12 protein-coding genes are annotated in these 14,181 nt (G+C 55.1%); 8 read left to right on the top strand and 4 right to left on the bottom strand.

The genetic code is table 11. From position 1 onward, the window contains the following. Positions 1 to 155: 155 nt before the first annotated feature. Positions 156 to 1,961 carry an EAL domain-containing protein gene (locus ACSC94_RS02520; RefSeq protein WP_435641498.1) on the top strand — a complete coding sequence of 602 codons (1,806 nt, stop codon included), beginning with the start codon at positions 156 to 158 and terminating at the stop codon, positions 1,959 to 1,961. A gap of 54 nt (positions 1,962 to 2,015) precedes the next feature. Here the strand turns inward: ACSC94_RS02520 and phaR are convergent, their stop codons facing one another. Beyond that, positions 2,016 to 2,570, bottom strand: a complete 555-nt coding sequence (gene phaR / locus ACSC94_RS02525) for a polyhydroxyalkanoate synthesis repressor PhaR (RefSeq protein ID WP_435641499.1) — start codon at positions 2,568 to 2,570, stop codon at positions 2,016 to 2,018. 114 nt (positions 2,571 to 2,684) lie between these two features. On the opposite strand from phaR, the gene ACSC94_RS02530 reads away from it, so the two are divergent. The 5 genes from ACSC94_RS02530 (at position 2,685) to ACSC94_RS02550 (ending at position 10,206) form a co-directional block, all read left to right on the top strand. Further along, positions 2,685 to 3,830: an alpha/beta fold hydrolase gene (locus ACSC94_RS02530; protein WP_435641500.1), complete on the top strand. Its 1,146-nt coding sequence runs from the start codon at positions 2,685 to 2,687 to the stop codon at positions 3,828 to 3,830. A 121-nt stretch (positions 3,831 to 3,951) separates the two neighbouring features. Then, a complete protein-coding gene (locus tag ACSC94_RS02535; RefSeq protein ID WP_435642140.1) occupies positions 3,952 to 5,163 on the top strand; it encodes an acetyl-CoA C-acetyltransferase in 1,212 nt (403 codons plus the stop codon). A 15-nt stretch (positions 5,164 to 5,178) separates the two neighbouring features. Next, positions 5,179 to 5,904 carry an acetoacetyl-CoA reductase gene (phbB, locus tag ACSC94_RS02540; RefSeq protein ID WP_435641501.1) on the top strand — a complete coding sequence of 242 codons (726 nt, stop codon included), beginning with the start codon at positions 5,179 to 5,181 and terminating at the stop codon, positions 5,902 to 5,904. A gap of 23 nt (positions 5,905 to 5,927) precedes the next feature. Next, positions 5,928 to 6,470 carry a Crp/Fnr family transcriptional regulator gene (locus tag ACSC94_RS02545; RefSeq protein WP_435641502.1) on the top strand — a complete coding sequence of 181 codons (543 nt, stop codon included), beginning with the start codon at positions 5,928 to 5,930 and terminating at the stop codon, positions 6,468 to 6,470. 121 nt (positions 6,471 to 6,591) lie between these two features. Beyond that, positions 6,592 to 10,206 carry an AsmA family protein gene (locus ACSC94_RS02550; protein ID WP_435641503.1) on the top strand — a complete coding sequence of 1,205 codons (3,615 nt, stop codon included), beginning with the start codon at positions 6,592 to 6,594 and terminating at the stop codon, positions 10,204 to 10,206. A gap of 97 nt (positions 10,207 to 10,303) precedes the next feature. On the opposite strand, the gene ACSC94_RS02555 is transcribed toward ACSC94_RS02550, so the two are convergent. The 3 genes from ACSC94_RS02555 to ACSC94_RS02565 all read right to left on the bottom strand — a co-directional run bounded on the left by ACSC94_RS02555 (position 10,304) and on the right by ACSC94_RS02565 (position 12,271). Then, positions 10,304 to 10,513, bottom strand: coding sequence for a ribbon-helix-helix domain-containing protein (locus ACSC94_RS02555; RefSeq protein ID WP_435641504.1), 210 nt, complete (start codon positions 10,511 to 10,513; stop codon positions 10,304 to 10,306). Positions 10,514 to 10,523: 10 nt separating this feature from the next. Beyond that, positions 10,524 to 11,924, bottom strand: coding sequence for a class II fumarate hydratase (gene fumC / locus ACSC94_RS02560; RefSeq protein WP_435641505.1), 1,401 nt, complete (start codon positions 11,922 to 11,924; stop codon positions 10,524 to 10,526). 146 nt (positions 11,925 to 12,070) lie between these two features. Continuing rightward, entirely contained in the window at positions 12,071 to 12,271 is a 201-nt protein-coding gene (locus ACSC94_RS02565) for a YdcH family protein (protein WP_435641506.1), read from the bottom strand. 181 nt (positions 12,272 to 12,452) lie between these two features. Here ACSC94_RS02565 and ACSC94_RS02570 point away from each other — a divergent pair, with 181 nt between their 5' ends. Both ACSC94_RS02570 and ACSC94_RS02575 read left to right on the top strand, forming a co-directional pair. After that, positions 12,453 to 13,532 carry an ATP-dependent 6-phosphofructokinase gene (locus tag ACSC94_RS02570; protein ID WP_435641507.1) on the top strand — a complete coding sequence of 360 codons (1,080 nt, stop codon included), beginning with the start codon at positions 12,453 to 12,455 and terminating at the stop codon, positions 13,530 to 13,532. A 6-nt stretch (positions 13,533 to 13,538) separates the two neighbouring features. Continuing rightward, complete coding sequence (locus ACSC94_RS02575) at positions 13,539 to 14,069, top strand: PH domain-containing protein (RefSeq protein ID WP_435641508.1); 531 nt, start codon at positions 13,539 to 13,541, stop codon at positions 14,067 to 14,069. Positions 14,070 to 14,181: the final 112 nt, after the last annotated feature.

Genomic DNA, 14,181 nt, shown 5'->3' on the forward strand with positions numbered 1-14,181 from the left:
CGATTTTTGCGAAAATTTATTTCAAATTTTATTAAAATTCTAAAGCTCTTGGTAACCATTTGACGTCTAAGCTTAAATTATGGGGCGTACTGGGTTTGTACGGCATGATTCTCTTGTCCTCCAACGGGGGACCGCAGTGAGCGGGGCGTAACATCTTGGCGGATTTCTGGCGCATTCATCTCCAGAAGACTTTAGCGGATCAGGGCCTGGCGGCCTATGTCTGGGATATCGACACCGACCATATTGAATGGCAGGGCGATATTCATACGCTATTGGGCGTCGATGATCCTGCTCAACCGATTACCAGCGCCGATTTCGCCCGCGTGATCAACCCACAGGATATTCCCGCCCGTCTGGCGGCCATGCATGATGCACTGGCCTTGCAAGTCGATCCAATGACGCCCCCGGCAATGAAGGCCAATTTCCGCATTCGGCGGGGCAATGGATTGCAGGTTGATGTGCATGAACATGCCACCCTGCAACTCGACCCCGATACAGGGCATCGCATCCTGTGCGGCACGGTGCGGATCGTGGATGAAAAACAATTTTCGAATGCTGTGAAACCTGCGGTCAATCTGGTCAGCAGTTCATTCTCCATGGTGTCCTATGACACCAGCATGACGCATTACGGGCGCTTGTTGATCTGTCAGAAGATTGTGGAATGGACAGAGGCACAAAATTCATCACGCCTGAACAATGTCGGTTATTTGCTGGTGATCGGCATTGATCGCCTGTCGATGCTGAACGAAGCCTTTGGCGCGCAATATACGGACGAGGTGATTGACCGCACCGGTAAACGCCTGCGCGATCTGGTTGGCGATTCCGCAACGGTGGCGCGGATTGATGGCGATGTGTTTGGCGTGTTTTTCGCCCATGCGCCGCATGCGGAAATGGCGGCGGTCGCGCACCACATGCTGCATAATTTTTATGAATCCCCGATCCAGACGCAACGTGGCCCGGTCGGGATCAGTATTTCGATTGGTGGTGTCCATATCAACCGGCAGTGCAAAGACCCGGCGGATATGCTGACACGGGCCGAAATGGCCATGCAAACGGCGAAGGAACGCGGGCGCGGGCGTTTTGTCTCCTATGGTGAGGCCGCAACCGAGGCGCAGAACACGCGCATGTTGCTCTCCTCCGGCGATGCCTTCCTGCGCGCGTTAAAAGACAACCGTGTGAAATTGGCCTTCCAGCCGGTGATCAACAGCAAATCGAGCCATGTGTCGTTCCACGAATGCCTGATCCGCTTTGTGGATGAAGGTGGAAAATTGCATTCCGCCGGAAATTTCATGCCCGCCATTGAACGTCTGGGCCTCAGCCGTCTGGTGGATCGCTACGCCATGCATCTGGCCATTCAGGAATTGGCGGCGTTTTCGGATTTAACGTTGTCGGTCAACGTATCGAACCTGACCCTGACCGATCCGGATTGGTTGCGCGGTCTGGTGTCGGCCTTGCGTGAACGGCCCGATGTGGCGGGGCGCTTGATCGTGGAAATCACGGAATCCGTGGCCATGTACGATATTGAAAAAACCATGCGTATCGTGCGCACCTTGCGCGATATGGGGTGCCGTGTGGCGCTGGATGATTTTGGTGCGGGCTATACGGCGTTTGCGCAATTGAAACGGCTGGATGTCGATATGGTGAAAATCGATAAATCCTTTATCCGCAAAATTGATGAAAGCGAAAACCGCCTGTTCGTCAAAACACTGAACACGCTGGCGAAGGGCGTGAATATCCAAACGGTGGGCGAGGGCGCGGAAACGATGTCCGAAGCCAAAATGCTGGCCGGGGATGGCGTTGATCATATTCAGGGTTATGTCTTCGGTTTCCCGTCGGTGGAGCGGGTGTGGCTGCCGCGTGAACACAGCTTGCGCAAAATCCTGCAACACCATGATGAACCGCGCCCCAATAACGATATGACGGCGGAACAGATCATGGAATTGATGAAAAATCAGCCCTGAAAAACCCAATAAAAAACCCGGCCAATGGCCGGGTTTTAAATCAATCAGATCCCCTTATTTGGACAGGCGATCAATTTCTTTTTGCAATTCTGCAATCGTTTCTTTCATGTCCTGAACCTTATCGGCATCCGTTCCGGTGGATTTGCCACCCGTCAACGGGTTCGGGAAGGCGGATGTCCACGGGTTCATCTTCAACGCGTTTTCGAACACCGACATATTCTGGCGGCTCAATTCTTCGAAAGCGGAGACAGAGAACATCTCGCGGAATTTTTCCTGGTTCTTGGAGAAGCTGTCCAGCGCATGTTCCAGATAGTTGGGAACGATGGATTGAATGCTGTCGCCGTAATAACCAATCAATTGACGCAGGAACGAAATCGGCAGCAGGTTCTGACCGCCTTTGCCTTCCTGATCAACAATGATCTGGGTCAATACGGAACGGGTCAGGTCTTCGCCGGTTTTCGCGTCATAAACTACGAAATCGCGCTCTTCCTTTACCATTGTGCAAAGGTCATCCAGCGTGACGTATGAACTGCGCCCTGTGTCGTACAAACGACGGTTCGCATATTTCTTGATCACGGTGGGCTTGTCGGAACGGGTCTTGGTCGCCATAGTGTTTACCATCCTCTCCTGTTTGGTCATGCCATAAGGAAATTATGGTTATGACCCCGGAAAACTGATTGCTATTATGCACAAAATTCATAGCCCGAAAAGCTTTTTGCCCCAATGGTGACGACACCCATGAATGCAACGCAGCAAAATTCACCCGACGGTTTTGAACGCCGTCCGGCGGCGCTGAGCATTTATCTGGGCGCGGCGGCGCTGATGCTGGGGCCGGATGCCGATGATGCGGCGCGGCAAAAACATGGGAAGGCGATGGCCTCCATGCTGTCCGGAATACGGAAATATCAAGATCATGGCTATCGCCGCCCATCGCCCACCGTCGAATCGCGGTGGCAGGCGGGCACGGTGCGGCTGTTGTTTTATCCATCCGCAACACCGAACCCGCAACCGCTTCTGATCATTCCATCCATGATCAACGGATCGGAAATTCTCGACATTCTTCCCGATCGTTCCTTCACCCGCTGGATGGCGGCACAGGGTTTTGATGTCTATCTGCTCGATTGGGGGCGGATGGTGGATGACCCCGCGCTTCACACGATGTCCGGTGTGATTGATGACCGCGTGATGGGCGCGGTGAATTTCCTGCACGATACATATGGTCACGCGCCGCACACAATCGGCTATTGCATGGGCGGCACGTTGCTGGCGATTGCGGCGGCGTTATACCCGGATAAGTTCAATAAAATGGCGTTTTTATCGGCCCCATGGGATTTTCATGCCGGCAATCCGCGCATGGCGGCGCAGGTGGTTGCGGGCGCGGCCAGTGCGTTGCAGATGATTGAAACGGGACCAACCCTGCCCATGGATTGGGTGCAGAAAGTTTTCGCCGCCGTCAATCCGCAACAGGCCCTGACCAAATTTGCATCATTTTTGGAAATGGCGGCGGACACACCGCAGGAACAGATGTTCATTGCGGTGGAAGATTGGTTGAATGGCGGGCACGATCTGCCGTCCGGCGTCGCGCGCGTGTGCATCATGGATTGGTACGGCCACAACCGCCCGGTGAACGGGGTGTGGCAGGTGGGGGACCGCACGGTCGGACTGGATCATCTGGATGCGACGAAAATGATGGTGGTGGCGGCCATGCGGGATTTATTGGTTCCGCCGGAATCGGCGTTGTCGTTATGCAAAGACCACCCGGATGCGGCCATTTTGCGCCCCGATTGCGGGCATATCAGCCTGATGGCAGGGCGAAACGCTATGGAAACTGTCTGGGCGCCGTTGGCGGACTGGCTGAAAACCGGGTAAAGCCCGCATAAAATCGGCCCATACCCTTGCATATTCCCGGTTAAACGCAATAATGACGGGCATCTTTCAAATGAACCCGGTTTTTGCATGTTTGCAAGGGGAGTGACCTATGACTGTCGCCATGAACAACAATGATCCCATCGTTATCGTCGCCGCCAAACGCACACCCGTTGGTAATTTCAATGGCGGTCTCAGCACATTGCCCGCCCATGATCTGGGCGCGGTTGCGATCCGCGCGGTGATGGACGAAGCCAAAGTCGGCGGCGCCGATATTGACGAAGTGATTATGGGGCAGGTCCTTACCGCCGCCGCCGGACAAAACCCGGCACGTCAGGCCGCAATGGCCGCGGGCATCCCGCATGAAAAAACCGCACTGACCGTGAATCAGGTGTGTGGGTCTGGCCTGCGCACTGTGGCGCTTGGCATGCAATCCATTCTGAACGGTGACGCGAACGTTATCGTCGCCGGTGGGCAAGAGAATATGAGCCTGTCCCCGCACGCCATGCACATGCGCAACGGCACGAAGATGGGCAACGCCACGATGGTCGATACGATGATCGTCGATGGTTTGTGGGATGCGTTCAATGGCTACCACATGGGCATGACCGCCGAAAACATTGCCGAGAAATGGCAGATCACGCGCGCGGATCAGGATAATTTTGCAGCCGCATCCCAGCAAAAAACCGAAGCCGCACAAAAGGCCGGTAAATTCACCGCTGAAATCACCCCAGTGAAAATCAAGGTGAAGAAGGATGAGGTGATCATTGATAAAGACGAATTCCCGCGCGCAGGCGTGACGGCTGAATCTCTGGCGGGCTTGCGTCCGGCCTTCAAACCGGACGGCACCGTGACGGCGGCCAGCGCATCCGGCATCAATGACGGCGCCGCCGCCGTTGTTCTGATGCGCGCCAGCGAAGCAAAAAAACGCGGCCTGCCGGTTTATGCGACCATCCGGTCCTGGGCCACGGCGGGTGTTGATCCGGCGGTGATGGGCTCTGGCCCGATCCCGGCATCGCGCAAGGCGTTGGAGAAAGCGGGTTGGTCCGTATCCGATCTGGATCTGGTTGAAGCGAACGAAGCCTTCGCCGCGCAATCTTTGTGCGTGTTGAAAGATCTGGCGTTGGACCCGGCGAAGGTCAACGTGAATGGTGGAGCGATTGCCATCGGCCACCCGATCGGTGCATCGGGCACACGCGTTCTGGTTACGTTGCTGCATGAAATGGCGCGCCGTGATGCGAAACGTGGCTTGGTCACATTGTGCATCGGCGGCGGCATGGGTATTGCCATGTGCGTTGAGCGCGATGCATCCGAAAATCTGAAAAAAGTTGCTTAAGGGATTTTGTGAACAATGACGAATAAAGTAGCGATTGTAACAGGCGGTACACGCGGGATTGGCCGTTCGATTTCCGAAGCTCTGGTCAAGGCCGGGTACAAGGTAGCCGCGTTCTATCACGGTAACGAAGAAGCCGCGAAGCAGTGTGAAACCGAACTGGGCTTAAAAGCGTACAAGGTTGACGTGACGGATTACGATGCGTGCGCGGCGGCCTGTGCGGCGGTTGAGGCCGATTTGGGTCCGGTGGCTATTCTGGTCAACAACGCGGGCATCACCCGCGACGCCGTCCTGCACAAAATGACGGCCCAGCAATGGCACGAAGTGGTCAACACCAACATGACATCGTTGTTCAACACGTGCCGTGCCGTGGTGTCCGGTATGCGTGATCGCGGTTTTGGCCGCATCGTGAATATCAGTTCAATCAACGGGCAGAAGGGTCAGTTCGGTCAAACCAACTATTCCGCCGCCAAGGCCGGAATGATCGGGTTTACCAAGGCGCTGGCGCTTGAAAACGCGGCCAAGGGCATTACTGTTAATGCCATCGCGCCGGGGTATATCGAAACCGACATGACCGCATCCATGCGTCAGGATGTTCTGGACTCCATCGTCCGGCAAATCCCCGCCGGGCGTATGGGGCGGTGTGATGAAATTGCGGGGCTGGTTGCTTATCTGGCATCGGATTCCGCTGGGTTCATCAACGGTGCCACCATTGCCGCCAATGGCGGTCAGTACATGTCCTAAGCGGACAAAGGATTATTGCGAGTATGGCTATCATCAACCCCGAAAATCAGGTTCTCGAACGCCGTGCGGTTCCAAAGGGATCGTTCATTATCCGTGAAGGGGACAGCGGCAACTGCGCGTTCCTTGTTCAGTCGGGTAAGGTGCGCGTCTATGTCCAGCATGATGACAAGGATGTCGAGCTGGCCAAATTGGGCCCGGGGCAGATTTTTGGTGAAATGGCGCTGGTCTTCGATGAGAAGCGCAGTGCGACGGTGCAGGCGATTGAGGATTCCGTTCTGGTGGTCATTACGCGCCAGACATTGGACGACAAACTGCGCAAAAGCGATCCGACCGTGCGGGCCATCGTGCCGATGCTGATGAAGCGGATTATTCAAACGAACAGCGCGTTGATCAACCGCCATGGCGATATTAAAATTCTGGTGGAAACGGTCCAGAATATTTATGAAACCATCATCGTAACTTTGCCGCGCGTACAGCAGCAAAGTTTTGAAAATGCCGTGCAGCCGAAATTGAACCAGTTTCTGGCCGCCGTTCAATCGTTTCAGGAAAAATATTCCGACGATTAAAATGGTGGTTTTATGCGGGGTTTCGGGCGATGCCTTGAACTTGCCACCTTTGCATCCCATTCTTAAGAGTAGGGACGCACCAACCGCCTTAAAAAATACATAAAATACCGGAGAAGTTGACGTGAAAAAAATCGGTCTTGTTGCTGGTGGCATTGTTGTCGTTTTGTTGGGGGGCGCTGTTATTGCGCCCAGTTTTGTTGATTGGGAAAAATATAAACCCCTGATCCAATCCAAAGTCGAAGACGCAACGGGATATGAAGTCACGTTTGGCGGCAAGCTGGATCTGGCCGTTCTGCCGTTCCCGCATCTGGTCATTGAAAATCTGGGCGTATCCGTTCCGGCCACAGCAGGCCGTGACGCGGTGGAGCTTCTGACACTGAAACAAGCCGAAGTCAGCGTGGCGTTGCTGCCGCTTCTGTCCAAACGCGTGGAAGTGAATACGGTCAATCTGGTTGAGCCCGTTATTCGTCTGGAAGTGGCGAAGGATGGCACCCAGACATGGATGACCGAAAAACTCTCCGCCGGGAAAAAAGATGATGCGGGCGCGGGTCAATCCGCAGATGCCGGAAAAGAGCAAGCCGTCACGCTCGATAATTTGAAAATTGAAAAGGGCACATTTATTTATGCTGATCGCCGCACCGCCAAGGAAACGAAGCTGGACGGCATTGATGCCGTAATCAATGCCGGCAGCCTGTCTGGCCCGTTCAAGGTGAAGGGTGATTTTGATTGGAACAAACAAACCATCGAAATTGATGCCCAAACCGGACGCATGGAAAAGGGTGCAAAGACCCTGTCCTTGCAAACCACCGTTGGATTGCCCGCGTCCAAAAGCAAAGTGAATTTCAGTGGTGTTGTGGCCCTTGATGGCACACCGGAAGTACAGGGTGAAACCAGCGTGGAAACGCCGGACCTCTCCGCCATGATCGCGGGATTTACGGGCACGGAAAATCCGGCGTTGGCCAAGGCGGTGAATATTCGCGGCATGCTGACCGCATCGGCGGATAAAGCCGACATGAAAACGGCAACCTTTGCCTTTGGTGATATCAAGGCCAGTGGTTCCATTGCTGTGGCCAACCTTGGTGGAAAAAACAATGCGCCGATGGATGTACAGATCGTTGTGGCCAGCGATACGCCGGTGAATTTGGATTCCTTTATGAAATCCGCTGCTGGTTCTGGTGCGAAGGGCGCGGCGAAGGGTGATGCCGCGACGAAGAAGCCTTTTATTCCTGAAACATTGGCGGTGCCGATGGCGATTGATGCGCGGGTCGATGCCACGCTGGCCGCTTTGTCGGCCAAGGGCGCCACGTTCAACAATGTTAAATTCGTGGTTGAGAAAAAGGGCGGTCAAATCCGTCTGGCCGAACAATCGGGCGACATGCCGGGTGGTGGTTCGCTGAAATCTTCTGCAACGCTGGCCTATGCGTCGTCAACCGCGGCGAAAACGGGCGGCGTGGTTTATTCCAACCCGACCCTGAATTTTGAAACGGCGGCCACGGCGCAAAAACCTGTGACCATTTTGTCGGCCTTTGTGCCGGATGCCACGATAAAATCCATGGGCAATTTGCTGATGGACAGCATGGCCGTCACCGCCAAGGGAACGGTTACACCGACCAAGGCTGAGGTGAGCAGCGGTTCGCTGAATTTGGGTAAAACCAAGGTTGATGTGGCCGGGTCCTATGCGCTGGATAAATCGGGCAAGGATGATGCCGCGATTATGCTGCGCGGATCGGGTATCAATATCGACAATTTCATCGCCCGCGATGTGAAAGCGGAAAATAACGCCGTCGCCCCGGCTCCGGCTACGGGTGCGGCGAAACCGATGGAAACGGTGATCCGTGAAACGGTGGCGAAATTGAACCTGCCGGTGGATCTGAGTGTTGATGCCGTTCTGGATAACGTCACCATGCGCGGTGTGACCTATAACGCCATCCGTGTGAATGGTGCGTTGAAGGACAATGCGCTGGATGTGAAGTCCGCCGCATTGGAAGACAGCGATGGTAACGCGATGAGCATGAAGGGCACCGTGCGTGACCTGAAAAACCTCGGCGGTCTGGATATTGTTCTGGGCGGTAAGACCAGCGATACCGAAGCGATGCTGAAATCTTTCGGGATTAAAACTGACAAGTTGCCGAAAAACTTTGGTCCGCTGGATTTAAGCGTGGCGCTGGCCGGTGAAAAACCGGAAAGCCTGAACTTCACGGCGAATGCCAAGGCGATGGAGGGTGAGTTACAGGCCTCCGGTAATGTGGTCAACGCATTGACCAAACCGGATGTCGATAAAATCGCCGCCCGTGTCATGCACCCGAATTTTGAAAAGCTGGTTCAGCGTTTCTCCCCGACCTATCGCGCGGGTGTGGGCATGAAGAAAGAATTGGATGCCTATGCCAATATCAATCTGGCCGATGGCGCCTATGATGTGACGGGCATTAAAATCAATCTGGGGTCCATGGCGCTGGCGGGTGATGTGCGCGCCGATATGAAGGCGGCGAAGCCGAGCATTACCGGTAAGATTCAGGCGGGCACCGTGCCGCTGGATCAATTGGTGGGCAAGGACCCGGCATCCAGCGGTTCAAAATCCGCTGGGGGTGGGGCGTCGAAATCCGGCGATCTGCGCTGGTCCCGCAATGCCATCAACACGGCGTGGATGCAGGCGTATAATGTGGATCTGGCCGTCACCGCCAAAACCATCACCTATGGCAACTGGATTTTGGACAATGCCGATCTGGGCGTGACGTTGAAAGACGGCACACTGAATATCGCGAAAATGAACGCGGGTGTTCAGGGCGGCACGATGGCGCTGGCCGGTACGGTGAAATCATCGGCGCAGGAACGCCAACCGATTACGATGGATGTGAAGGCCGATTTTACCAACGTTGCATTGGAACAACTGGCCAGTGGGTTCAGCGGGTCCAAGCCGATCAAGGCAAAAGGCAAGGCGTCGCTGAACATGGCGGTCAAGGCCTCGGGCCTGTCGCCTGCGGCAATCATCTCCGACCTGAACGGGCAGGGGAAATTGACTGGTGAAAATGTCGTGATCGAAGGCTTCGATCTGGCGGCGCTGTCCCGCTCGCTGGTGTCCACCACGAAAGTGTTCGACAATATCTCCGGTCTGGTCGGTGGTGCGTTGAAAGGGGGGCAGACATCGTTCGATACGATTGATGGTCCGTTCACCATTGCCGAAGGGATCGTGCGTTACGATAACTTCGTGATGAAAGGTCCGGCGGCCACAATCACCAACAAGGGGCAGGTGAACCTGCCGCTGTGGACGATTGATATGACCAGCACGATCGATCTGGCCGAACCGGAAGACGCACCGAATTTGTCGGTACGTTTCCAAGGTCCGTTGGATAAACCGGGCAACACCTTCGCCAACAGCGCGCTGGAATCCTATGTCGGTGCCCGCATCAACCAGAAACTCCAGAAAGAGCTGGGCGAAAAACTCGGCGACAAATTGGGTGGCAATGAAGCCTTGAGCGGCGTGATTGGTGGATTGTTGGGTGGTTCGACCACGAAGGGCACAGCGACAAAGACAGCCCCCGTACAACAGCCGACGCAACAAGCGGCACCAGTGACGGAGCCAGAAGTGGCCCCGTCCGCAGGTGATGCCCAACCCGTTCAAGAGGCCCCAGTTCAGGAACCAGTTGTTCAAGAACAACCTGCGCAACAACAACCGGAAATGACTCCAGAGGAAGAATTGATCCGTGGCGTTCTGGGGGGTGTGTTGGGAGGCGGCTAACCAAGTTTTGCGTCACCCCGGTGCCAATGATTACTGGGGCCGGGGTCCATTGGATAGGTTGTATGGATTCCGGCCTGCGCCGGAATGACGGATAGGGTTAAACGGAGCTATTCTTATAATAATCCAAAATAAAAACACGAAGGGCGCTGGAGAGGTTATGCTCCCCGCGCCCTTCATCTATTTCAGTGACCAGATCGTTGATCGTCTGCCCGCGCGTTTTGGCGATGGATTGCAGGGCGGTCCAAAATTCATCTTCCAGCGTAATGCTGGTTGGATGTCCTGCAATCTTCACCGAATGTTTGCGCATGGTGGCCGGATCAGTCCTTTGGGTGGACCATGTCTTCCGGCTTGATCCACTGGCGGAACTGCTCTTCGGTCAACAGGCCGAGGTCAATACCGGCCTGCATCAACGTGGTGCCTTCCTTGTGGGCCTTCTTCGCGATCTTGGCGGCATTGTCGTACCCGATATGCGGGTTCAATGCCGTGACCAGCATCAGGCTTTCATGCAGCAGCTTGCTGATCCGGTCCGTGTTGGCTTCGATCCCGACGACGCAATTGTCGGTAAAGCTGTTGCACGCATCGGCGATCAGGCGGATGGATTGCAGGACGTTGTAAATAATGACCGGCTTGAACACGTTCAATTCAAAATGCCCGTTGCTGCCCGCGACCGTCACGGTGACATGGTTGCCCATGACTTGCGCGCACACCATGGTCATGGCTTCGGACTGGGTCGGGTTGACCTTGCCCGGCATAATCGATGAACCCGGCTCGTTTTCCGGCAGGGAGATTTCGCCAATGCCGCAGCGCGGGCCAGAACCCAGCAAGCGCACATCGTTCGCAATCTTCATCAACGATACGGACAGGACGTTCAGAATACCGGACAATTCAACCATGGCATCGTGGGCGGCCAGTGCTTCGAATTTGTTTTCGGCGCTGACGAATTCCAGACCCGTAATGGTGGCGACGTGCTCGGCAAATTTATCGGCAAAGCCAACTTTGCAGTTGATGCCCGTGCCAACGGCGGTGCCGCCTTGGGCCAGTTGCATCAAACGCGGGGCCGCGGTGTGAACGCGGGCAATGCCCAGTTCAATTTGCTTGGCGTAACCGGAAAATTCCTGGCCCAGCGTCATCGGCGTTGCATCCTGCAAATGGGTGCGGCCGATTTTGACGATGTTTTCAAATTCGCGGGCTTTGATATCCAGCGCGGAATGCAGTTTTTCCAAAGCGGGCAGCAGTTCATGGTGAACTTCTTCCACGGCGGCAATGTGCATCACGGTCGGGAATGTGTCGTTGGACGATTGGCCCATATTGACATGGTCGTTCGGGTGAACGGGCTTCTTGCTGCCCATCACGCCGCCCAGAATTTCAATCGCGCGGTTCGAAATCACTTCGTTCGCGTTCATGTTGGTTTGCGTGCCCGATCCCGTTTGCCATACGACCAGCGGGAAATTGTCGGCCAGCGTGCCATCAATCACTTCTTCGGCGGCCTGCACAATCGCGGTGCCGATCTTGGCGTCCAGAATGCCCAGATCCATGTTCGCCATGGCCGATGCTTTCTTCTGCACACCCAAGGCGCGGACCAGCGGTTTCGGCATGGTTTCGGTACCGATCTTGAAGTTCTGCAGAGAGCGCTGCGTCTGCGCGCCCCAGTAATGATCGGACGGAACGGCGATTTCACCGAACGAGTCGGTTTCAATGCGGGGGGCGGCGGTACTCATGGCTGGTTTGCTCATCGGACTGGCTTTTGCGTTCATGGTTGTTTCAACAGATGTTACAAGTGAAAGACGATGAACGGTTTAGCATTCCCGGCACCCCCTCACAAGCAGAAGGGGCGGGAAAAAGCCTGTATTTTTACATAATGATATTAGGCGATGATGTCCGGCAGAAGCTGGCTTTCGATCTTCTGGATCGTGTCTTTCAGCGTCAGCTTGCGTTTCTTCAACCGTTGCAGTTGCAGAAAGTCCACGGGCTGGCGTTCCAACAACCGTTCAATCACTTCATCCAGATCACGGTGTTCGTGTTTCAGCTCGATAAGCTTTTCACGCAATGATTCTTCGTCTTCCATGGGAATGCAAGCAACTCAACAGGTTGTCGTTTAAACAAGGGAATAATATTACCAGATAATCCATTGGGATGTAAGAAGGAATTGAACTTCCGCCCGCGCGGGCGTAATCTGCGCTGGATCAAGGGGCGAAGTTCCCGTATAACAATCTGAATATAAACGACAAATTTGAGATGAGGGTGGTATGGCGGCGAAACGCATCGGTATTCTGACCAGCGGTGGTGATTGTGCGGGCCTGAACGCGATTATTCGCGGGGCGGTTCATGCGGCGCATAAAAAGGGCTGGGAAACCGTTGGTATTTTGAACGGAACGGCGGGTTTGTTTAAAACGCCCCCGGCTGTGCGCACGCTGACCCCGCTGGAAATTGACGGGCAGATTATGCGCCAAGGCGGCACGATTCTGGGCACCACGAACAAGGGCAACCCGTTCGCGTTCCCGATGGCCGATGGATCGTTGAAAGATCGTTCCGGCGAAATCGTCGACGGGTTCAAGGCTTTGGGGCTGGATGCCATTATTGGTATCGGCGGCGACGGCAGCTTCGCGATTTTGAGCAAGCTGGCGAAGCAGGGCGGTATCAACATGGTGGGTATTCCGAAAACCATCGATAACGATATCGGCATGACCGAATTTTCCGTGGGCTTTGATACGGCGGTTGCGGTTGCGACCGAGGCGCTGGATCGCCTGCAACCAACAGCGGCCAGCCATGACCGTGTGATGATTTTGGAAGTGATGGGCCGCGATGCGGGCCATATCGCACTGGCCGCCGGTATCGCGGGCGGGGCAGATGTCATCCTGATCCCTGAAATTCCATATAGCATCGAAAGCGTTTCGAAGAAGATCAAGGCCGTGAAGGATTCCGGGCGGAACTTCGCGCTGGTCGTTGTGTCCGAAGCCGTAAAAACGACCGATGGCGGCAAGGTGCAAACCGAATACACCGACGGCGAAAAACGCTATGGCGGCATTGGCCAGTATATCGGCGCGCAAATTGCCGAGGCCACAGGGTCCGAAACCCGCGTCACGGTGCTGGGCCACGTCCAGCGCGGATGCCCGCCAAGCTATAATGACCGTTTGCTGGGCACCGCCTTTGCCGTAAAGGCCGTTGATTTGATCGAAGAGGGTAAATTCGGGCGTATGGTGGCCTGGCAAAACCGTCAGGTGATTGACGTCGCGATCGAGGACGCCATCGCCGCCTATCAGCAGGTGGATATTGACAGCACTTTGGTGCATACTTGTCGGGCACTGGGGATTTCTTTAGGGGACTAATCCAACATGCTGTATGTCCAGCAATCACTGAACAAGGATGAAGAGCTCGTCTATGTCGGGCATTTCCACTGGATGTATAACGTCCAGGCGGTGATGGCGATTGTCTGGGGCGTTGTTGGGTGCATTGCTGTGATCGTCGGCGGTGTGTATGTCTGGGACAATTATATGGGCGGGCTGGATGCGGAAACGTATCTTGGCAAAATTCGCGAATTGCATCCGGCTGTGCGTCTGGGCGCGTTTCTGGTGTTTGTCCTCAGCCTGCTGCGCTTTGCGCAGATGATGGTGGTCAAGGCGACAACCGAAATCGCGGTCACAACATCCCGTCTGATTTTCAAACGCGGTCTGGTCGCCCGGTATGTCGGTGAAATGAGCATCGACCGGATTGAGGGCGTAAACGTCCTGCAAACCATCCTCGGTCGTATCTTCAACTATGGCCGCGTCATGGTGCGCGGCATGGGCGTGGGTGAGGTGATCCTGCCCCCCATCGCGGACCCGATTGCCTTCCGCAAGGCCATCGATCGGGCGAAGAGTCTCTGATTCGCATTTTGCTGATCTAATTCTTAACAATGTAGTGAGCCAACCCTGCGCCAAAAGGCGTGCAGGGGTATGGTCTTTCGTTGTAACGGATTGAAATATAATATTTTTGCTT

This window comes from Micavibrio aeruginosavorus (assembly GCF_051245535.1).
In the GTDB taxonomy this organism is placed as follows: Bacteria; Pseudomonadota; Alphaproteobacteria; order Micavibrionales; family Micavibrionaceae; genus Micavibrio; species Micavibrio aeruginosavorus_D.